Raw genomic sequence first — 19,618 nt, forward strand, 5'->3', positions numbered from 1 at the left:
CGTTGATAGGCTGCAAGTGTAAAGGTGGTGACATCAAAGCTGAGCAGTACTAATTGCCCAATAGCTTCTTTGTAAATACAGTTTTTATGAATAATTCTCTGCCAATGTCAATTGCTTATTGGAAAGACGAAAATAGCTAAAGATATTGATGAAGGTTACAGGTTGGGTTCGGAGTCGCGAACGACTTCACCTCTTGTAAATCCGAATCAGAAAGCCTTGATGGTGGTTACAGGGTGGGTGTTCACCTCTTCCCATTCCGAACAGAGAAGTTAAGCCCCACTCCGCCGATGATACTGCAATAAAATGTGGGAAAGTAGGTAGCCGCCACAATATTAATCCGAGAGGAGCTCAGAAACGAGCTCCTCTTTTTTTGTGCTATATTTTACTCACCACCAGTGCCGCGAGTGCCGTTTGGAACGGCTACAGGTGGCACACTCAATGAAGAACCATTGTTGTACTGGTCAGCGCCAATATCTATTTTAGCACCCCGCGCTTTGCCATCATAATCTTTTTCTACCAAACTTTGCAGTATTTTACCCACCCCAATGCACGGGCTACCGTCGGCTAAATGATAGGAATTGTCAAGTTTCGGATTGGTAAGAAAACTGTTACTATCAAATTTACTTTTATTCTTCCAGTTATCGAATCCTACAAACTCTTCGTATTCGTCGTCATTTTTATCTATGCGATACGAAACTTGGCTGGGTTTGTAATAAACATTGTAGCCTAATTCATTTACTCCTTCGGGTAAACCTCGTAAACGCGCCATGTGTCCTTGAGCCGAAGCGGCTTGCACAAAAATATTATTAGCGACTTTGATGTCCTTAGACTTTGGAAATCTATCACCTTTTGGAGTGCCGTATATCTCACCCCGTGCAATCAGTAACGCTGCACTGGCATTTTGTGCTACGTTGATGAATGTGTTATTATATACCTGCGCATTTTGGGCAGCATAAAGCCCCACTCCTTCCCATTTTGTATTCACAACAATGTTATTTCGGATGATTATATTGATACTTTCGTAATAATTAGGGTTACTATCGGTGTCAAACCATTCGGCATCAGTGTCGAGATAACCTGCGATTAAACCTCCTTCGCCGCAATTCATGAGTAAATTTTGCTCAAAAACACAATCTTTGGCGCCTCCTTTGGCATAAAGACCGTTGGTGGCAATATCATGGATGTAGCAATTACGGACGGTCATATTAGAGCCATTAACGTTATCTATTCCTTCTGCATTTTGAGCCGAAATATTGGCGATACCAATTCCCGAGCGATAGATTTCGCAATTAAGAACTTGAATGTATTGGCAGCCTGGCGCAATTTTAATGCAGTCCCGACCTGTGTCGTGGATTTTACAATTCAAGATTTTTACATTTCGTACGCCTCTTCGTTTGGTGAAAGGTACGCTACGGTCGTCGTCCCAATTGCTTTCAAACTTTACCCCATAAAGATAACCACCAACTATTTCGAGATTTTCGATGGTGATATTTTCAGTGGTCGGTTCGCGAAACCACAAACAGCTTGTGATGTCTTCAACGGTCGTGGATGCTTTAATAACGGCCCATTCGCCAGGATAGGAGTGAAGATGAATGTTGGAGGTGCGAAATTTAATTTCTTTGCTTTCGTGCGTTCCACCTCTCAGAACGATTTCTAAGGCTTTGGAAGGATCAGCTTCGTCTGCGGCTTTTTGAATGGTTTTAAACGGCTTATTTTCGCTTCCGTCGTTGGAGTCGTTGCCCGATGGGGAAACGTAAACAATGCCACTAAGTGCGCCACTGCCACCATCACAATTGGGCGGAGCCTGAGAACATCCGCAGGCTGTAGGATCGGTGTCGCATTCATCGGTTTCGATGTTTTCTTTGCTGCATCCAAAAATACCCAGCAACAAAAAAATGGTGATGTAAAAAGAGGGACGATTCATAGAGGTATGAATTAAAATGAGTGTCGATGTATGAAAAATAAAGGCAAAAGCGATCCTAACGAAGCCAAAAACAGCTTCGTAATGGATAAAAAATGTCTTGAAAAAGTGATTACTTGGAAATTCGACTCAGGGTAGTAGTTACTTTTTTAGAATGGCGAGGATCGGAGCTTTTCCAAGTGCTGGAACCGTCGGCGTTATGATACGTAAAAGAAAGCGTTAGGGTCATTTTGTCGTCTTGCCAATGACCTGTTTTAGCCTCTAGCAAGGTAAAATTGGGAAGAACGCGTTTTTTCTCATCTTCGGGACGGAAATTAAAGTGAAGATGATGGAAATCGTCTTTTTCGACGGCGCCATAAATCTCGTATGTTTCGGTACCTAATCGGCTTTTAGCAATGGCCTTGCCGTCAAAAGCACGTTTGTTGTCCCTTCTTCGGCTACTACGTTTACGAGCTGCGTTACGTTCGCGTTCTTCTTCCGTCACGGGTTCATCCACTTCTATTTCGAGCGTTTTTGTTACATTGTTAGGGTCAATAAAGCTCCCTTGCCATTTTCCTACCAACAATTTTGCATTGGCATCGGTACTATAAGCCCAAGGGCGGCTGGAAGTATCGAGCCAGTAACTTGTGTAGTACTTACATTCGTAAACAAGCCAACTCAATAAAACCAAAATTCCAATTACTAACACTCCTTTCTTCATAGTTTAGAGCCTTGCATAGGTATAGACTAATATGTTTTTCTTATAAGGCCCTTGACTGGTAGCATCTACTTTTAGATGCATGATATTGCCAGATGTTTCGATGCTATACGTCAAATCTCCACTTTGTCCCAAGCTTTGAGCGAGCTGTTTTTCTTCATCGCCAATGATTTTTAGCTCTCCCACGTCAATAGAGGTGCCACTGGTACGGGTTACTTTCAGCTCCCAGCGCACCTCTCGGCTTTTACCATCCATGGTAGCAACAAGGCGACCGTCTTTGAAAAACTCCCAAATAATAACAACTCCTTTTGACTTAAACTCAGGCCCCGTACTTAGTTCGGTTCCGTCTTGTTTCGTAATTTCGTAGCGAGCACGTATGGCTTCCCATTTACCGAGGAGCGATGTGAAATTATCGGGTTGGGGGTCTTCGGTTTGTGAGCCACAGCCTGCGGCAGTGTTGATCAGTAAAATAAAACCGAATGAGATATAAATGAGTGATTTTTTCATGATTTTGATTGGTTTTATGGTTTTTTGCTGAATATGTAGGTAAGACCCGAGTAACCTCCCGTTAAAACGGTGCTATAAACCTCACCACTGTTTCGGTAGATATATATGGCACCAGAGCTCAATGCCACTGTTTCTATCTTTTTGATGGCTTGCCTACCTGCATTATTTTCTATGTAACTACCATTGATAGCATCCGTTTTGAAAATGATAAAAATCGTTGAATTTTGGAGGTGCCATTTGACGTTTTCCATTTGGTCAGCCTTATCAAGATTCGATTTTTCAAGGCTTAGGGCTGTCCATTCAGCTGGTGGCCCCGTGATAGATTTGAAAGTGAGGTTTGCGGTAGTGGCATTGTACTCAAATTGAATAACATTTTTGTTGGTTTGGGTTATGGTCAAAATGTTATCATCGCTCAACGTCCAACTTCCGCCCGATTCGCCCAATGCCTCATAAAATTTGAATACACCATTTGGCAAAAATGACATTGCAAAGCACTGACCAAGAGTCTGTTGGGGTATTTGATTGTGTTTGACTGGGCTGTACCTAAAAATCCCTGTCCACATCGTATTGGTCAGCGACGCGGTGGGGGCTATTTCATTTTTTTTGCAACTCGTAGCGATTCCTACAATGAGCAATAATATGAGTAGTGGTTTCATGTACTTATGATTTTATAGTTTTTGATAAACTACTTTCAATGACTTTATCCCTTTGGGTACATACTTGTCTTGTGGACTATACGCGTGCGTAGTGGTCATGGTGTTGCCAGAGATGCTCACTTGGTCAGTATTTGTAAGGTCTTTCATGCTGGTCGTGAGGGTGGAGCCGTTGAGCTTCCAAGTAGAAAGTACAGCGGGGATGGGGCAGCCTTTCGGGACGCGCATACTCAAATTTCCGTTGGCTTCAAAAACATATACAATATCGGCCGTGCAAGGCATTGCTTTGGTAAGTGCTGCCATATCGTCTGTGGTTTTACCGTCCGAGTAGGTGGTGATGATGGCGGTACGTTTCCATGTTCCCACGATACTTTGGGCTGATAGTGAGTGATTTATGGCTAGTATGGCCAGCAGTGTAATTAAACCTTGAGCGAGTAATTTTTTCATGTGTAGGTAGCTTTACTGTTTAACAAGTTGGTAAGTAATTCCTGTAGTAGGGCCTGTGGCAGTGGTATTGTACATTTCGTCGTTGTTTCGATAAATAAACACCCTGCCCGACTGCATAATCACGGTTTGAAACCGCTGTATGGCTTGTTTACCCGTTACAGTTTCAAAATAGCTGTCATTAAAGTTGTCTTTTTTAATGATGATATAACTACCTGCATAGGAGTAACTCCACTTGACATTTTCCATTTTACTGGCTTTAGATACATCCGATTGCTCCATGTTTGATGCCGTCCATTCGTCGGGAGCACCCGTTAGACTTTTAAATGTAAGTGCTTGGTTGGCAGGGTTGTAGTTAAATTTAAGTATGTTTTTGTTGGTTTGAGTAATCGTAATTACGTTGTCTTCGCCCAAAACCCAAGTACCTCCCGATTCGCCCAACGCTTCATAAAACTTAAAAACACCATTGGGCAAAAACGAGACGGCAAAACACTGCGAGAGTACGAACTGCCTGTTGTCGTTTTCTCGAACGGGTTTGTATTTGAAAAAGCCCGTCCAAATACTGTTAGTGAGTTGTTCGGCAGGGGCTATTTCCGCTTTTTTGCAACCCGTCACCGATAAGATGATTATTCCAAAAATGAGTAACTTTTTCATGTTGTTTGGCGGAGATACTTTTTAACCAACGTTTTTTTTCGACGCGACACTTCTACTTGCTGTCCATTATGTAAAACAAGCGACAGGTATTTTCGGGTGTCGGATTTATGAACCGATACCTCGCTGATTCGGATTAAAAAAGAACGATTTACCCTTACAAAAACCTCATTGGGGAGTTCGCGAGCAAAAAGTGCTAGGGTTTTAGAGGTGAGAATACTCTTCCCGTTCCGAAAATGAATGGTGGTGTAATTGCCCACGCCTTCCAGCCACGCAATTTCTTCAATGTAAAAAGGCTGTTTCAATTGTAATTTTGGACAGAGTTCAATGGTTTCTTTCATGGTGTTTTGCGATAAAAGCTCTTTATTTATTTCCGCAGCCATCTAAAAAGGCGCTAAAAACACCCCCTTTTTGCACTTCAAAACCTGCTTTAAGTAGCACATACGTACCAGCATCATACGTGGCTTTTCCCGTAGGAAGTACTTTGTTGGTAGCCGTAATAGCCCCGTTGGTTTCGAAGCGTTGGTTAGTGGCAATAGTAGAGGGTAAATCGGTAGGTGAAATGCTGGATACACAGGGGAGAATGCGTAACCCCGTCCCGATAATTCCTACAGGTGGAGGAACGGTAAGCGAATTTCCACCCCATTCATCCGCTCCTATATCAAGTGGAAACGTACGGTTGGTGCCATCATAATCTAAGTTTACGCTTTGTAGCGACTTCCCTGCATTGATACATACGCTATTGGAGCTGAGGTGGTATTGGGGAGTAAGAGTAGGATTTCCTTCGCTGCTATGGGCATCAAACCCCGAGGTAGTACGCCATTGGGTAAAGGTGAGATTGGATGCTTGAAGATAGGTGTAAGTGGGGGAGGTGGTATTTCGAAAATACCGATTGTAATCTATCTCGTTGTTTGTCCCCGAAATGCCACTCGCTTGGTAATCTTGGTGGAAACGAATGCGCACCATCGGCAAAGTGCTGGCTTCGTTTTCAACAAAAATATTGTTGATGACTTTTACATCAACACAAGGCGATGCAATGGTCGTGGTTTCACTGACCCATACTTCGTTGGGGCCAATGTACAAGGGCGCTAAAGCCTCGCTACCTACGTTGGCAAAAGTATTGTTAAGTACCTGAGGGCGAACCGCTGCGATAAGCCCGACGCCGCCATGTTTGGTATTAGCAACGATGTTGTTGCGAATAATTCCATCGAAGTTTTCGTAATAAAAGGTTTGATTATCGGGGTCAAAAAGGTCGTTGTCGGTGCCTCCTACGCCCAACATGACCCCAAATTCACCACAATTGACAATAAGGTTATTCTCAATAACTGTATTTTTGGCTCCTCCTTTCGCGTAAAGCCCCGTCGTTGCAATGTCGTGAATGCAGCATCCTCGAACGAGCATCTGGTCGCCATTGACGTTGTCAATTCCTTCGGCGTTTTGGGCAGAGACATTGGCAATACCGACACCCGAATGGTGGATTTCACAATTGAGAATAGCTATGTTGTCGCAGTAAGGAACGAGCTTAATACAATCGCGGCCTGTGTGATGAATTTTGCAGTTTCTGACGGTAATGTTGCTCGTGCCGTGTACAATTGGCTCGTCCCAGCCTAAATTATTTTCAAATTTAAGGCCATAATAATAACCACCAATAATTTCTAGGTTTTCTATCATTCCCCCCATAACGCAGGGTTCGCTGTACCAAATCGTACTGCTAATGTCTTCGATATGCGTAGGGGCTTGGACAATGGCCCATTCGCTGGCATACGACCGCAGGGTGAGGTTTGAGGTTCTGATTCTGAGTTCATTGTTAAGGATATACGTACCTCCTCGCAATTCAATTGTATCATTGGGGCGGGCGGTATCAATGGCTTTTTGGATATTTCGAAAAGGCTGTAAAACAGTGCCTGCGTTGGCATCGCTACCATTGGTGGCCACGTACCAAGTCGTAGGAGTTGCGCTAGGCGTTTTATCACATTGCGCCTTGAGCAACGTGGGAAAAACCAATAACAAAAGCCATGTTCTCATACCCTGTGAAAGTTTATTTTCCTGTACCTGTAGGCAAATTTAAAGCTGCTTCAATGGCACTAAGACGGGCTTCCAATTGCTCATTTTTTAGTTTGAGCGACTGCGTAGTACTTGATTGTGCTTCGTTTTTCTCTTGAAGTTCTTTGATAGCTTCCAACAAATGGGGAATCAGACCCGTGTAATTGACGCTCAAAAAGCCTTCTTGGTCGGTTTCGACTAATTCAGGAAAAATTTTCTGGACTTCTTGGGCAATGAACCCCGTTTGGAGTGATGTCTCTGGGTGCTTTTTCCAATGATAGTTAACGCCGTTTAGTGCTTGAATTCTAGTAAGAGAACCTTGAATGGGCGAAATGTCGGTTTTGAGGCGTATATCTGAGCAGTTGGTGATGGTAGAATAGGAGCAAATACTACCGATATTGACGTTAAAGCGCATGAGCCATTGCGCCATACCTTGGCTATAAATACCAAACTCATTGTCGTCACGCATTCCGATAAACGCACGTAGTTGGTTGTTGAGGTTGTTATTGAACCATACTCCTGCGCTGGTTTCGTTGCTTCCACCGCTCCGAAGGCGAGCCCGCCCGCCGACGTCCAGCGTGAAATCTGGAATATTTCCACTGATTCCTATTCCAAGGCGCTCAGAAATAGAGACGTTTCCCAAAAAGGAGCCAGCGAGCCCAACCCCGTAACTAATCCCTTGTACTCCGACCCCGCCCGTATTCGATATGCCAAGTACCCCCGTATGCCCGTCACCATAGACGCCAAAACCGAAAGATTCGCTGGATTTTCCAAAAAGCCCATGTTTGCCAGAACCAAATACGCCAACGTTGTATGCGCCATTTCCACCAAGGGAAGGAGCATTTTTTCCTAGTCCGACCACCCCTATAAATTGATTTTTGGGGTTGCTTGCGTCAGGCGTAATTTCTCCGTGCAGCCCTTCTTGGGAATAAATCCCCGTACCAGATGCCTGTGAAAAAATGGGAATATAAGGAGAGGTGGCATAAAGTGCGTGAAGTGAGGCTTTTGAGGTAATGGCGGTACTGCCCGAAGTGCGTATCTCTACGACGGGGTTTTGGGCGTGCAACATTCCGTAGCCGATTGAACAAAATATTAAAAATAGCTTTTTCATCTGAAAGAAATTGTAGGGTTTATCGTCCTGCGTTGTAAATGCTCATTAACAGCGCCTTGCTGATGCGTTGGCCTGCTTTTTTGCCAATATGCCCTTGGCCATCAGACGTATCCACCCCGTTGACGTCGCTGGGGTCGGCGGACGAGTTGCGGTTGTCGGGGCAAATGCGCCATACGTTGCTTTGTTGGCAGCTACCGTCGTTGGCTTCTAGCGCTTGTAAATCAAAAATGACATCAGTGCCTTTGAATGTATCTTTCATCCATTGACCTACCTTCATTTTGGCGGCATTGCCCTCGTACGAAGAAGTAGAATACACCAATGGCGGGGTTACGTGGACAAAACGTAGCGAAGGAGACTGAGCACGAAGGGCATCAATCATGACTTTGTACTCCGTTTGTACTTTTTCGTAGTTATCGTCCATGATGTCGGCGTAGCCAAACTTAAAAATCATGATTTGGAGTACATCCTTGTTGCGAGTCGCATTTTCGCGAAAGACCCTGATTTTTTCGGAAGGGTTTCCGTTTGGAATACCACCCACATCTACAAAAATTCCGCCTTTGAGTCCTTTACCTGAGGCCGCTCCGTCGGTTTTGTCGCCCTTGCCGTAATAATCAAAAGGATAGCCGTTGGCTTTGCAGCCTTCTTCCAAATCTTGCCCGACAGATTGGTGTAAAAACAGGGCGTTCCAGCCCATGATGCGGCCTTTTTCGGAAGACGAAAGTTTGTCCCAGTCGGCCACGCCTGAGGTACCAACAACGCCAGGCTGTCCTTTGCCCATAGCTCCGTTGGTGACAGGGTTCGTAGTGTCAGGGTCGTTGGGTGTGGGCGAATCTTCCGTGGGTGAGCACCCAATCCACAGAAGGGTTCCTATGAGAAAAAAAGCGAGTCGTTTCATGATTTTGAGAATAGTGTTGTCGAACTACAAAAGTCGAAGTTCGATATGTGTGTTTAATGGTAAAAAACGGACATTCTAATGCCTAAAGTAGGATTTCGTCTTGCCCCTTTGATGAAACCAAAGTTAGAGTAGATGTGAAGAGGCTTCAAGTGCTACTCGACCAACAACAGTTTTAATAGACGGAAGACAAAAAATAGCGGTTTATGAGCGTGCCGAAAAGTAAATAAATCCTGATAGACGCACACTTCTATCCCAAAAGCATCTATCTTTAACTGGTCAAGTGCTACTATTACATGAACCTGGATACTACTTATACCTGTGTTATCATTGACGATAATGAAATCGATCGTCTGACGGCACTGATGTATGCCAAAAAATACCCAATGCTGCGTGTGGTTGGGGTTTTTGAATCGCCCCAAGCGGCTATTCCCGTGTTGCAACAAGGACAAATAGACGTGTTAATCAGTGATATTGACATGCCCGAAACTTCTGGGTTGGAGCTTCGAGCGCAGTTTAGGGCGATTCCTGTGTGCATTTTTATCACGTCCTATCCCGATTATGCCGCCGAGAGTTTTGATGTCGATGCCTTTGATTTTTTGGTAAAACCACTGAAAGCCGACCGTTTTGACCATAGCATGATGCGTTTGCAGAGTTACCTGTCGCTCAAGCGAAAAGCCGAACTTTTTGAATATAGTTTGGGAGGAAATACGGTCTTTATCAAAGATGGTCACCAGCAAGTCAAGTTGAACTTGCACGAGATTTTGTATTTGGAAGCCCTCAAAGACTATACGCGGATTGTGACACCGACCAAAAAATACAGCGTGTTGGCGTCGATTGGGCTGCTACTGCAAGAACAAGCCTTCCAGTCGTTTGTCAGGATTCACCGTAGTTATGCCGTTCAAAAACACTACATTGAGCGGGTATCGGCGCAGCAGGTGCAGGTTCGAGAATATGCGTTGCCCGTGGGGAGAAGTTACAAAGAGGCTTTACTGAACTTAAAATGAAGACGTTAAAAAAGGGGTGCGGGATTATTTTGTTTCTGTTGGGACTAATCAACGCCACAAACGCCCAAAAACAAGGACAGGCCTTGGTTGATTCGTTGGTGAGGGTGTTGCCTACCATTAAAAACGATACCCTAAAAGCCCGAACGTATAAACGTATTGCGGAAGAATACTTCTTTATTAACTCAGATAAAGCCCTTTATTATAGTCAATTGGGATTGAAACACGCGCAAAAAATGCCGTGGAAGCGGGGAATTGGCGTGTTTACGGGTGCAATAGGGCGGGCTTACAGTGATAAAGGGATGTACGATTCTTGCCAATTGTACTTTCAACGGGCCCTGGCGGTGTACCGCGAAATTGATGATAAATGGAACATGACCTCAATTTTGAATAATCTGGGGGCGGCGGAACAAAACATTGCGTCCAATTATCCCAAAGCCATCGACTATTACTTAAAAGCATTAAAAATCTCCGAGGAGCTGGGAGATGCTTACCTGAAAACGGTGGCGTTGGGTAATGTTTCCGCCACATTTTTATCCCAAAAAAACTACGAAAAAGCACTAGCCTATGCGCTTAAAGGGCTACAGGAAGCAAAAAAACAAACCAAGGAGTCGGAAGGCGAAGCCCAACGGGAAGTAGGGCAGTCGATGATGAAGGTGATTGCGGTATATATCGCCAAAGAAGACTATACAAATGCCAAAAAATACCTCTTTCAGGCCATTTCTATCTTTGAAAAAACGGGAAATTTGGAAGGGTTAGCAAATGCGTACGGTAGCTTAGGTACGATTTCGGACAAGGACATAGATAGTAAAATTCACTATAACCTCAAGGCATTTGAGGCGTGGTCGAAAATGAATTCTATGCACTCGGATGCGATTATAAATGTAGGAAATTTAGGAAAAGCCTATATGGAAAAAGCTGAAAAACGGCCAGACGAACAAAAAGAGTTGTTGCAACAAGCCGAAAAATACCTCCAAATAGCCATTAGCCGAAGTAAACAGAAGGGGGAGGTGAGTAATCAATCGTACTGGACGGGAGTTTTGGCAGAATTACAGGCGGAACGAGGAGATTATAAAAACGCATACCTCAATTTCAGGGAGTTTCAGTCGGGGCAAGACTCCATTTACTCCCAAGAAAATAAAAACAAAATAGCCGAAGTAGAAGGCAAACGTGAAATAGAATTGCGCGACAAACAACTTGAAATCAATCGGTTGGAGTTGGAAAATCAGAAGAAACAGCGAGTAGGTTTTGTGATTGGGCTGGTGCTGTTGGGAGTGATTGGGGCGTTGTTATATTGGCAAAACCAGACGAGGAAGCGTACCAATACGACGCTGTTGCACCTCAACAACGAATTGGACGAAGCCAACAAAGTAAAAGCTAAGTTTTTTGCCATTTTGAGCCATGACTTACGAAGCCCTGTGTCGAACCTTATCAGTTTTTTGAACCTCCAAAAAGAAGCCCCCGATTTGCTTTCGCCCGAATTGGCCGCCGCGCACCAGCAACGCATCACGACTGCTGCCGAAGGATTACTCGATACGATGGAGTCGATGCTGTTGTGGAGCAAAAGCCAAATGGAAAACTTTCGGCCACAAGTAAAGGAAGTGGCTGTAAATGAGCTGTTTGAGTATTTGCAAAAATTCTTCTCGGGAAATACGGGAGTAGTGTTTCAGTTTGAAAACCCCAATCATCTAAACGTAGTAACGGACGAAGATTACCTCAAAGTAATCATGCAAAACCTGACGGGCAATGCCTTAAAAGCGCTCAAAAATGTCCCTAATGGCAACATTCGTTGGGAAGCGCGCCAAGAAAAAGGCCAAGTAATTCTTGCCATTACGGACAATGCAGGCGGGGTGTCGGAACAACAACTGGGGGCACTTTATTCGGAAACAGCCCATTTGGGTGGAAAATCGGGTCTTGGCTTGCACCTAATTCGCGACTTAGCCAAAGCGATTTCCTGCAAAATCACAGTGAACCCCACGCCTAACGTTGGGACTGAGTTTCGGTTGGCTTTTGGGTAAGTGAGTGCGACCGATGCGCCCCCAACAACTTCCCTTCCACGGCTTCCCACGTGTAACGATGGCTTATATTTTGGTCAAAAACAAAGGTTTTCTTTCGTGAAATCAACGCTTCTAGCAGCTTTTGAGTATCCGTGACGTAGTATGAATCTGTGACATAGCCCAAATTTTCTTTTTCGACAAACGAAGCGACTTTGATTTCGGCATTGATAATGACGGGCGTTTGTGCCTGAACCGCATCGTAGATTTTGTTGGGACTGGCGTTGAGGTTGTTGTCGTTGATGGGTTCATAGACCGACAAAATATAGTCACATGCTGAGGCTAATCGCATGGTTTCTTGCTGCGTCTTAACCCCCAAAAACGTCACTTGAGGATGTTGACAAAGTTGACGCGTAGGCTCGTCATATACCCAACCAATGGCCCAAACGCGTACTTTGGGAGAAAGCGTCACCAAGTCATTCAGCAGTTGGGTTCCGCGCGTTACGCCCAACGAACCGCTGTACAAAATCAGTAATTCGTCGTCGCTGGCGGCTTTGGGCTGGACGTCAGTAAAGGCATAAGGATAATTTTCTACGACGACTGTTTTCTTTCGAAAGCCCTCGGGTACTAGCTGTAAACGATTATCGTCGGTAACAATGATGGCCGAAGGAAGGCGGTACACCCACGATTGTAACGACCGCACCAAGGCACTACTGGAGCGCAAAAAGATAGAATCAAAAATATCGGCCACCAAGCGGCGGCGACTCCACCACAACAACGGATAAAAAATCACCAAAAGCTGTTCGTTGATGACGTGGATGCTGTCGTATGATTGGGTAAAGTATAATTTCAGAAACGTTCCCACGTACCGAATCAACGTTCCGATGGACTTATGATGGCCTCTGACCAAATGAAACTCGTGGCAAAGTGGTTTCACAAACGATTGAGATTCATCACGACCAATGCCTAGATAAATAATATCAAAGTGTTTCGATAACGTTTTGATTTCTTTGTTGATTCTAGTATCCGAGCCGTCGTTGATACAGAGATAAAGCAAGTAGGGCATTGGTCTGTTTTATAAAAGTGTTTTCATTGCAAACTAAATTCACGTTGCCCTAAATTGCTACTATGTAACAGTTCGTTAATTGATAATTGTCAACGGTTGTTTGTAGTTGATTGATTTGCAGTTGTTTAGGTGTTCTTGTTGAGTCAAAATAATTGAACCTAATGTTAATCAAACACGTGAGACTCTCTAAGTTTTTGAATGGCATTGTTACTTCATCAACGGACAAACCCTGTACGATTTCGGACACTGATTTTTGAAAATAGCCCCAACAAGGGTGGTTTTGGTTGTGGCACGATTATTTCATCTAAAAAATTGTATCTAATCAATGCCCGACCATTTTATGAGAAAAACGATACTGGGAGAACTCGAAGAGCTGGTGCTACTGGTGGTTGCCGCTTGCAATGAAGACGTATATGGAATACCCGTTATGGAGGAGCTTCAGCAACAAACGGGCCGCGACTTTACCATCAGCGCGGTACACACTACGCTGTATCGTTTGGAGGAAAAAGGCTTTTTGTCGTCCTCAGTGGGAGGAGCAACGGCCGAACGAGGGGGGAGGCGCAAGCGATTATTTGCGCTGACTGCCGCAGGTGGGGAAGTATTGCTGGAAATCCAACAAACCCGCACCCGACTTTGGCAGTCGATTCCGCAAGCTAAACTTGAACTCATGGGTTTATCTGCCAATCCGTTTTAAATGCCCGTATGAAAAAGTCAACCAACCCTTTGCCAGACCAACCTCCCCGCTGGGCCGATCAGCTTTTGGAATGGTTTGTTGCACCGCATTTACTGGAATATATTCAGGGTGACCTGCACGAAAACTTTCATAAGCGAGTAGCAAAAGTCGGCATCGCTCGCGCCCGCCGCGAGTACCTGTGGGCTGTATTCCATTGCCTTACTCCATTTTTTACCAAACGACAAACCGTCAAATCCAGTTATTCCAATCAACCCTCTACAGTCATGTTATCCAATTATTTAACCATCGCTTTCCGCAATTTGTGGCGGCAGAAGGCATTTACAGCCATCAACATCGTCGGTTTATCGGTAGGACTCGCTTCTTGCCTGTTGATTGTACTCTATGTTTTGCACGAATTGAGCTACGACAGCTACCATGCGCACGCAGACCGCATCTATCGAATGACCATGCACGCTCGAATGGACAACAAAGACATTAATTTAGCTTACTCAAGTGGCCCTGCGGGGCAGGCGCTCTTGCGCGATTCGCCAGGCGTAGAGGCCGTTACGCGACTGCGGAAAGAAGGGGCTTTTTTGGTCAAACATGGTCAGGACATCATAAAAGAAGAAAAAATTGCCTTTGTTGACTCCAACTTTTTTTCTGTTTTCACCATTCCAATCGTCAAAGGAAATCCCAAAACGGCACTTGTTGAACCCAATACGCTGATCCTTACGAAAACAATTGCTCATAAATATTTTGGTACACAAGATCCGATTGGTCAATCGCTTTCGTTAGGCAATTTAGGGCTTTTTCGAGTAACGGGGGTTTGTGAAGATGTTCCCTCCAACACCCATTTTCACTACGATATGTTTGGTTCGTTTGAATCGGTCAAAACGGGGAATAAATGGCTGGCGAGTGGCGCTTATACGTACGTACGACTTCGGGAAGGACATTCCCTCGCACAGGTGGAAACCATCAGTCGGGGGTTTGTTAGTAAGTACATTGCACCCGAAATCAAAGAGTTTTTTGGCATGGAATTTACCGAATTTCAGAAAAAAGGCAACCGTTTTGGCTTTCAATTTCAACCGATTACGGATATTCATTTACATTCTGATTTGGACGATGAATTAGAAGCCAACAGCGATGCCAAATACGTTTATATCTTTTCGGCCATTGCGTTTTTTATTCTGTTACTGGCCTGCATCAATTTTACCAATTTATCGACGGCAGGTTCGGCCAGTCGCTCCAAAGAAGTCGGAATACGCAAGGTATTGGGCTCGGTACGGACGCAATTGGTTAGTCAGTTTCTGACCGAATCGGTCTTGCTTACTTTTTTTGCTTTGGTGCTGGCACTGGTTTTGGTTTTTTTGCTTTTACCCAGTTTCAATGTGTTATCGGGCAAACAGTTTACCGTTAGCGACTTGGTCAATGGACGCCTTCTGATGGGAGCGGTAGTGTGTTCATTGGTGATTGGTTTGTTGGCGGGAAGTTATCCCGCGTTTGTACTGGCCTCTTTCAAACCCATTACGGTGTTAAAAGGCAAGCTACAAATTGGTGGGCGGAGTGGTTGGTTGCGCAATGCCTTAGTAACCACGCAGTTTGTGGTCTCCATTGGGATGATTGTTGCGACCATCGTGGCCAATCGTCAAATACAATTTATGCAAAACAAAAAAGTGGGATTTGACCGAGAGCAAGTACTGGTGCTGCACGATACGCACGTGTTAGGTACTAAAGCTGAGGCATTTAAAGTCGAACTGGCGAAATTGTCATCGGTTGTGAAAGTGGCATCTGCTGGTTTCTTGCCAGCGGGGCATACCAGCCAAAGCGTGGATGGAATTCAGTTTCGAGACGGAACACGCACAGGAAACCATCGCACAAAAGGTTACTACATCGACGAAGATTACCTACTTACCTTGGGGATTGACTTGGCGCAGGGGCGTAATTTTTCCAAAGCTTTTTCCACCGAAAACTCTTCAGTTTTGCTCAACGAAGCCGCCGTTCGGACTTATGGTTTCAAAAATCCGATTGGTCAGCAAATTTCTACCGTAGGCGACGGCTCAGAGGGCAGTAAACATACCTACACGGTGGTAGGCGTGGTTAAAGATTTTCATTTTGAATCCATGCACCAGCACATCGCTCCCTTGGTTATTTTCTACGGGAAAGACAACGATCAGCTTGCATTACGGATTCAGACCAACGACATTCCGAGGCTTCTCCAAAAGATAGAACAACAATGGAAAGCCACTACCGATAATCCGTTTGCGTATTCGTTCTTAAACGAACGTTTTAGCAAAATGTACCAGTCAGAGCAGCATATCAGCCAGTTATTTGCCGTTTTTGCAGGATTAGCCGTGCTGATTGCCTGTTTGGGATTATTCGGATTGGCGGCCTTCACCACCCACCAACGCACCAAAGAAATTGGGGTTCGCAAAGTACTGGGTTCTTCCGTGACGGGAATTGTGACCTTGTTATTGACCGATTACCTCAAATTAATTCTTGTCGCCACCCTCATTGCATCGCCGATTGCGGGTTATACCATGAGTCAATGGCTACGCGACTTTGCCTACCGAATCGACCTGCCGTGGTGGGCTTTTGCGCTGGCGGGGGTGCTGGCTACGGTCGTAGCAGCCCTGACAGTCAGTTATTTGGCTATTAAGGCGGCTTTGGTAAATCCCGTGAAGAGTTTAAAGGCGGAGTAATAAGGCGATAGACCTTCCAAGTTTCAAAAACTTGGAAGGTCTTTTTTCATCGACGGATAGGCTTTCCAAGTTTGGATGAACTTGGAAAGTCTTTTTTATAGACGGATAGACTTTCCAAGTTTCAAAAACGATAACATCCAAACTTGGAAAGTCTTTGGTCACCAACGGACAATTTCTGTACGATTTCGGACACTGATTTTTGAAAACAGCTCTTTTTGGGGCTGTTTTTTTCATGGCATGGTTATTTGTTTAGCAAATAATAATAAAATACTAAAACACGCTAACATACCCATGGGGCGCTCTTACTTAGGTGAATTTGAAGAATTGGTTTTACTCACAGTTGCGGTGCTGGAAGGAACGGCTTACGGCGTCACGATTGCGGCGGAGTTGAAACAACGCATGAACAACCGCCTCATTAGTTTGAGTGGGGTACACATTGCGTTGTATCGCTTGGAGGAAAAAGGCTTTGTTGTATCTGAGCTGGGGGGAGCTACTTCCGAGCGTGGCGGGCGTCGAAAGCGCTTTTTCCGCATCACGGCCTTGGGTAAACGTACCTTGGCCGAAATGCGACAAGTGCGCAACGAGCTGTGGGACGCTATTCCAAACCCTTCATTTTCTTGAGTGATGGAAAAACAACCCAATCCACCCCGCTGGGCCGACCGATTTTTGGGTTGGCTCCTCCCTGCGGAGCTTTACGAAGAACTGTTGGGGGATTTGCACGAGCAGTTTGCCTTTCAAGCCGAGGTGCTTGGCCTGCAAAAAGCCCGTTGGATGTATTTCTTTGAAGTGTTACGCTTTTGTCGCCCCTATTTTTTGAAACGTCGTTTTCGCGCCGATTCTAAATATTCAACCTCTTACACCTACAGCCCCACTATGATACGCAATTATTTCAAAATCGCTTTTCGTAACCTGTTGAAATACAAAGGTTACTCGTTTATCAATATCTTCGGTTTGGCGACGGGCATGGCCGTGGCGATGCTGATTGGACTTTGGGTGTGGGATGAGTTGTCCTACAACAAATACCATAAAAACTACGACCGCATTGCGAAAGTGATGCAAAGCGGTACATATAACGGTGAGTTCGGCGCAGGAGGCCACATGCCTATTCCGTTGGAAAATGAACTACGCACTGTGTATGGCACTGATTTTACCCACATAATTATGTCCTCTTGGACAAGAGAGCATATCTTGGCGTATGGTGAAAAGAAATTTACCAAATTGGGCAACTACCTAAGCCCCGAAGCGCCCGATATGTTTAGCTTAAAAATGACCAAAGGCGCTCGAAACGGCTTAAAAGACCCCAATTCTATTTTATTGTCTGAATCGGTAGCAGCGGCGCTTTTCGGTGATAACGACCCCCTGGAGAAAATTGTAAAAATCGACAACAGATTAGACGTCAAAGTAACGGGTGTGTATGAAGATTTGCCCTATAATACCGAGTTTAGAGACATGACCTTCATTGCCCCCTGGGATCTCTATGCTTCGACAGAAGGTTGGGTGAAGCGTGCAAAAGACAATGCCGAATGGAATAATAATTCGTGGCAAATGCTGGCTCAGATTGCACCTAATACTGATTTTAAGATGATTACGGAAAAAATCAAAGGCGTGAAAATAAAGCATGTTCCAGAAGTCGCCGTCTTTAAAAATGAAATATTTCTCCATCCCATGAGCCAATGGCATTTATATACGGGTTGGAAAAAAACGGGTGAACCAGACGGGCGCATTCAGTACGTTTGGCTGTTTGGTATCATTGGCGTTTTTGTGCTGTTGTTGGCTTGCATCAACTTTATGAATTTGAGTACGGCTCGTTCTGAAAAGCGGGCCAAAGAAGTGGGGATTCGCAAAGCGGTCGGTTCGGTTCGTTCGCAGTTAATCAGCCAATTTTTCAGTGAGTCGCTGTTGGTAGTGGCCTGTGCTTTTGGTGTCTCTTTGGTATTGGTGCTTTTGCTACTCCCGATTTTTAACGAAGTGGCCGACAAAAAGCTAACGCTTTTATGGACTAATCCTATTTTTTGGTTGTTGGGCATTGGCTTTAGCATCCTGACAGGCTTGATTGCTGGCAGTTATCCTTCATTATATTTGTCTTCTTTCCAACCAGTAAAAGTGCTAAAAGGCACATTCAGAGCAGGGCGTTTTGCTGCCGTACCTCGTAAAGTGTTGGTAGTAATGCAGTTTACGGTGTCGGTGACACTCATTGTTGGGACGACGATTGTACTTCGCCAAATTCAACATGCCAAAAATCGCCCGATTGGATACGACCGCAATGGCCTGATTACGGTGACAATGAATACGCCTGAGTTATACCAAAACTACAATACTCTCCGAGACGCGCTTATAAAAAGTGGTGGAGCGGTCGAAATGTCCACCTCGTCTGCCCCTGCTACGGATTTAAACTCACAAAACGGCGGCTTTGAGTGGGAAGGCAAAGACCCCAACTTTAAGGATAGCTTTGGAACCATTGCGGTAACGCACGATTTTGGAAAAACAGTCGGGTGGCAATTTGTGCAGGGCAGGGATTTTTCTCGAAAATTCTCGACTGATTCGTCGGGTATGGTACTCAACGAAACCGCCGTGCGCTACATGGGACTAAAGAACCCAGTAGGTAAAATTATGAAGTGGAATGGAAAGCCTTTTCAAATTGTGGGCGTTGTGAAGGATATGGTCATGGGTTCTCCTTTTGAACCCGTTTATCAGACTGTTTTTATGATGGACTATAATTGGGCGGGGATTATCAATATCAAGTTAAATCCAGCACTAAGTGCCACCGAATCACTCAAAAGAATAGAAGCTGTATTTCAAAAACTTAATCCAGCTAGTCCATTCGACTATAAATTCTCTGACCAAGAATACGAGCGAAAATTTGCGACCGAAACGCGCATTGGTCAGTTAGCGGGGATTTTTGCGGCATTGGCTATTTTTATTTCCTGTTTGGGGCTATTTGGATTGGCATCGTTTGTGGCCGAGCAACGCACCAAAGAAATCGGTATCCGAAAAGTACTTGGAGCTACTGTTCCCAATCTTTGGGGCTTATTGTCTAAGGATTTTGTCGTGTTGGTGATTATCTCCTGCCTTATTTCTACGCCGATTGCGTGGTATTTCCTCAACGGTTGGCTGCACAAATACGAATATCGCACCGAGATTTCGTGGTGGATTTTTGCGTTGGCCGCAGTTGGTGCTTTGATAATCACCCTACTAACCGTCAGCTTTCAAGCCATCAAAGCGGCGTTGATGAATCCTGTAAAAAGTTTAAAATCAGAATAAAC

17 protein-coding genes and 1 rRNA gene are annotated in these 19,618 nt (G+C 44.7%); 7 read left to right on the forward strand and 11 right to left on the reverse strand.

Features of this window, described 5'->3' with window-relative positions; all coding sequences use genetic code 11:
* Positions 1-218 precede the first annotated feature (218 nt).
* Positions 219-330: ribosomal RNA gene (rrf, locus tag K339_RS0110000) — 5S ribosomal RNA — on the forward strand.
* Positions 331-382: 52 nt separating this feature from the next.
* On the opposite strand, the gene K339_RS0110005 is transcribed toward rrf, so the two are convergent.
* From K339_RS0110005 to K339_RS0110050, 10 genes are all read right to left on the reverse strand, one after another.
* Entirely contained in the window at positions 383-1,924 is a 1,542-nt protein-coding gene (locus tag K339_RS0110005) for a right-handed parallel beta-helix repeat-containing protein (protein WP_028523443.1), read from the reverse strand.
* A 109-nt stretch (positions 1,925-2,033) separates the two neighbouring features.
* Positions 2,034-2,621, reverse strand: a complete 588-nt coding sequence (locus tag K339_RS0110010) for a hypothetical protein (RefSeq protein ID WP_028523444.1) — start codon at positions 2,619-2,621, stop codon at positions 2,034-2,036.
* A 3-nt stretch (positions 2,622-2,624) separates the two neighbouring features.
* A complete protein-coding gene (locus tag K339_RS0110015; RefSeq protein ID WP_028523445.1) occupies positions 2,625-3,125 on the reverse strand; it encodes a hypothetical protein in 501 nt (166 codons plus the stop codon).
* A gap of 14 nt (positions 3,126-3,139) precedes the next feature.
* Positions 3,140-3,781: a hypothetical protein gene (locus K339_RS0110020; protein WP_028523446.1), complete on the reverse strand. Its 642-nt coding sequence runs from the start codon at positions 3,779-3,781 to the stop codon at positions 3,140-3,142.
* Positions 3,782-3,793: 12 nt separating this feature from the next.
* Entirely contained in the window at positions 3,794-4,225 is a 432-nt protein-coding gene (locus tag K339_RS0110025; RefSeq protein ID WP_028523447.1) for a lipocalin-like domain-containing protein, read from the reverse strand.
* A 12-nt stretch (positions 4,226-4,237) separates the two neighbouring features.
* The gene (locus tag K339_RS0110030) at positions 4,238-4,876 is read right to left on the reverse strand and encodes a hypothetical protein (RefSeq protein ID WP_028523448.1); all 639 of its coding nucleotides are present in this window, start codon (positions 4,874-4,876) and stop codon (positions 4,238-4,240) included.
* Positions 4,873-5,214, reverse strand: coding sequence for a LytR/AlgR family response regulator transcription factor (locus K339_RS0110035; protein WP_169731843.1), 342 nt, complete (start codon positions 5,212-5,214; stop codon positions 4,873-4,875). Before K339_RS0110035 ends, K339_RS0110030 begins: the two co-directional genes overlap by 4 nt.
* Positions 5,215-5,236: 22 nt before the next feature.
* Positions 5,237-6,898, reverse strand: a complete 1,662-nt coding sequence (locus K339_RS0110040) for a right-handed parallel beta-helix repeat-containing protein (RefSeq protein ID WP_028523450.1) — start codon at positions 6,896-6,898, stop codon at positions 5,237-5,239.
* A gap of 13 nt (positions 6,899-6,911) precedes the next feature.
* Positions 6,912-8,027 (reverse strand): tail fiber domain-containing protein, encoded by a 1,116-nt coding sequence (locus K339_RS0110045; RefSeq protein ID WP_084332173.1) that lies wholly within the window; start codon positions 8,025-8,027, stop codon positions 6,912-6,914.
* A 19-nt stretch (positions 8,028-8,046) separates the two neighbouring features.
* Positions 8,047-8,922: a hypothetical protein gene (locus K339_RS0110050; RefSeq protein ID WP_028523452.1), complete on the reverse strand. Its 876-nt coding sequence runs from the start codon at positions 8,920-8,922 to the stop codon at positions 8,047-8,049.
* A gap of 293 nt (positions 8,923-9,215) precedes the next feature.
* Between K339_RS0110050 and K339_RS0110055 the strand changes: the two genes are divergently transcribed.
* The gene (locus K339_RS0110055; protein WP_028523453.1) at positions 9,216-9,926 is read left to right on the forward strand and encodes a LytR/AlgR family response regulator transcription factor; all 711 of its coding nucleotides are present in this window, start codon (positions 9,216-9,218) and stop codon (positions 9,924-9,926) included.
* Entirely contained in the window at positions 9,923-11,941 is a 2,019-nt protein-coding gene (locus tag K339_RS0110060) for a tetratricopeptide repeat protein (protein WP_028523454.1), read from the forward strand. The genes K339_RS0110055 and K339_RS0110060 overlap by 4 nt, the downstream gene beginning before the upstream one ends.
* Here the strand turns inward: K339_RS0110060 and K339_RS0110065 are convergent.
* Complete coding sequence (locus K339_RS0110065) at positions 11,904-12,983, reverse strand: glycosyltransferase family protein (protein ID WP_028523455.1); 1,080 nt, start codon at positions 12,981-12,983, stop codon at positions 11,904-11,906. The genes K339_RS0110060 and K339_RS0110065 overlap by 38 nt on opposite strands.
* Before the next feature lie 340 nt (positions 12,984-13,323).
* Between K339_RS0110065 and K339_RS0110070 the strand changes: the two genes are divergently transcribed.
* The 4 genes from K339_RS0110070 (at position 13,324) to K339_RS0110085 (ending at position 19,616) form a co-directional block, all read left to right on the forward strand.
* The gene (locus tag K339_RS0110070; protein ID WP_028523456.1) at positions 13,324-13,677 is read left to right on the forward strand and encodes a PadR family transcriptional regulator; all 354 of its coding nucleotides are present in this window, start codon (positions 13,324-13,326) and stop codon (positions 13,675-13,677) included.
* Between the two features lie 8 nt (positions 13,678-13,685).
* On the forward strand, positions 13,686-16,355 hold the full coding sequence (locus K339_RS0110075) for an ABC transporter permease (protein WP_084332174.1): 2,670 nt from the start codon (positions 13,686-13,688) through the stop codon (positions 16,353-16,355).
* Positions 16,356-16,646: 291 nt separating this feature from the next.
* On the forward strand, positions 16,647-16,976 hold the full coding sequence (locus tag K339_RS0110080) for a helix-turn-helix transcriptional regulator (RefSeq protein ID WP_028523458.1): 330 nt from the start codon (positions 16,647-16,649) through the stop codon (positions 16,974-16,976).
* Positions 16,977-16,979: 3 nt separating this feature from the next.
* Positions 16,980-19,616 (forward strand): ABC transporter permease, encoded by a 2,637-nt coding sequence (locus K339_RS0110085; RefSeq protein WP_169731844.1) that lies wholly within the window; start codon positions 16,980-16,982, stop codon positions 19,614-19,616.
* The last annotated feature ends 2 nt before the right edge of the window (positions 19,617-19,618 follow it).

Source organism: Runella limosa DSM 17973, from assembly GCF_000482465.1.
Taxonomy (GTDB): Bacteria; Bacteroidota; Bacteroidia; order Cytophagales; family Spirosomataceae; genus Runella; species Runella limosa.

What these genes read in the sequence shown, in the direction of transcription:
- K339_RS0110055 (WP_028523453.1), top strand. Translation starts at nt 9,216, where the DNA reads ATGAACCTGGATACTACTTATACCTGTGTTATCATTGACGATAATGAA.
- K339_RS0110085 (WP_169731844.1), top strand. Translation starts at nt 16,980, where the DNA reads ATGGAAAAACAACCCAATCCACCCCGCTGGGCCGACCGATTTTTGGGT.
- K339_RS0110035 (WP_169731843.1), bottom strand. Translation starts at nt 5,214, where the DNA reads ATGAAAGAAACCATTGAACTCTGTCCAAAATTACAATTGAAACAGCCT.
- K339_RS0110060 (WP_028523454.1), top strand. Translation starts at nt 9,923, where the DNA reads ATGAAGACGTTAAAAAAGGGGTGCGGGATTATTTTGTTTCTGTTGGGA.
- K339_RS0110040 (WP_028523450.1), bottom strand. Translation starts at nt 6,898, where the DNA reads ATGAGAACATGGCTTTTGTTATTGGTTTTTCCCACGTTGCTCAAGGCG.
- K339_RS0110010 (WP_028523444.1), bottom strand. Translation starts at nt 2,621, where the DNA reads ATGAAGAAAGGAGTGTTAGTAATTGGAATTTTGGTTTTATTGAGTTGG.
- K339_RS0110070 (WP_028523456.1), top strand. Translation starts at nt 13,324, where the DNA reads ATGAGAAAAACGATACTGGGAGAACTCGAAGAGCTGGTGCTACTGGTG.
- K339_RS0110080 (WP_028523458.1), top strand. Translation starts at nt 16,647, where the DNA reads ATGGGGCGCTCTTACTTAGGTGAATTTGAAGAATTGGTTTTACTCACA.
- K339_RS0110065 (WP_028523455.1), bottom strand. Translation starts at nt 12,983, where the DNA reads ATGCCCTACTTGCTTTATCTCTGTATCAACGACGGCTCGGATACTAGA.
- K339_RS0110025 (WP_028523447.1), bottom strand. Translation starts at nt 4,225, where the DNA reads ATGAAAAAATTACTCGCTCAAGGTTTAATTACACTGCTGGCCATACTA.
- K339_RS0110050 (WP_028523452.1), bottom strand. Translation starts at nt 8,922, where the DNA reads ATGAAACGACTCGCTTTTTTTCTCATAGGAACCCTTCTGTGGATTGGG.
- K339_RS0110030 (WP_028523448.1), bottom strand. Translation starts at nt 4,876, where the DNA reads ATGAAAAAGTTACTCATTTTTGGAATAATCATCTTATCGGTGACGGGT.
- K339_RS0110015 (WP_028523445.1), bottom strand. Translation starts at nt 3,125, where the DNA reads ATGAAAAAATCACTCATTTATATCTCATTCGGTTTTATTTTACTGATC.
- K339_RS0110045 (WP_084332173.1), bottom strand. Translation starts at nt 8,027, where the DNA reads ATGAAAAAGCTATTTTTAATATTTTGTTCAATCGGCTACGGAATGTTG.
- K339_RS0110075 (WP_084332174.1), top strand. Translation starts at nt 13,686, where the DNA reads ATGAAAAAGTCAACCAACCCTTTGCCAGACCAACCTCCCCGCTGGGCC.
- K339_RS0110005 (WP_028523443.1), bottom strand. Translation starts at nt 1,924, where the DNA reads ATGAATCGTCCCTCTTTTTACATCACCATTTTTTTGTTGCTGGGTATT.
- K339_RS0110020 (WP_028523446.1), bottom strand. Translation starts at nt 3,781, where the DNA reads ATGAAACCACTACTCATATTATTGCTCATTGTAGGAATCGCTACGAGT.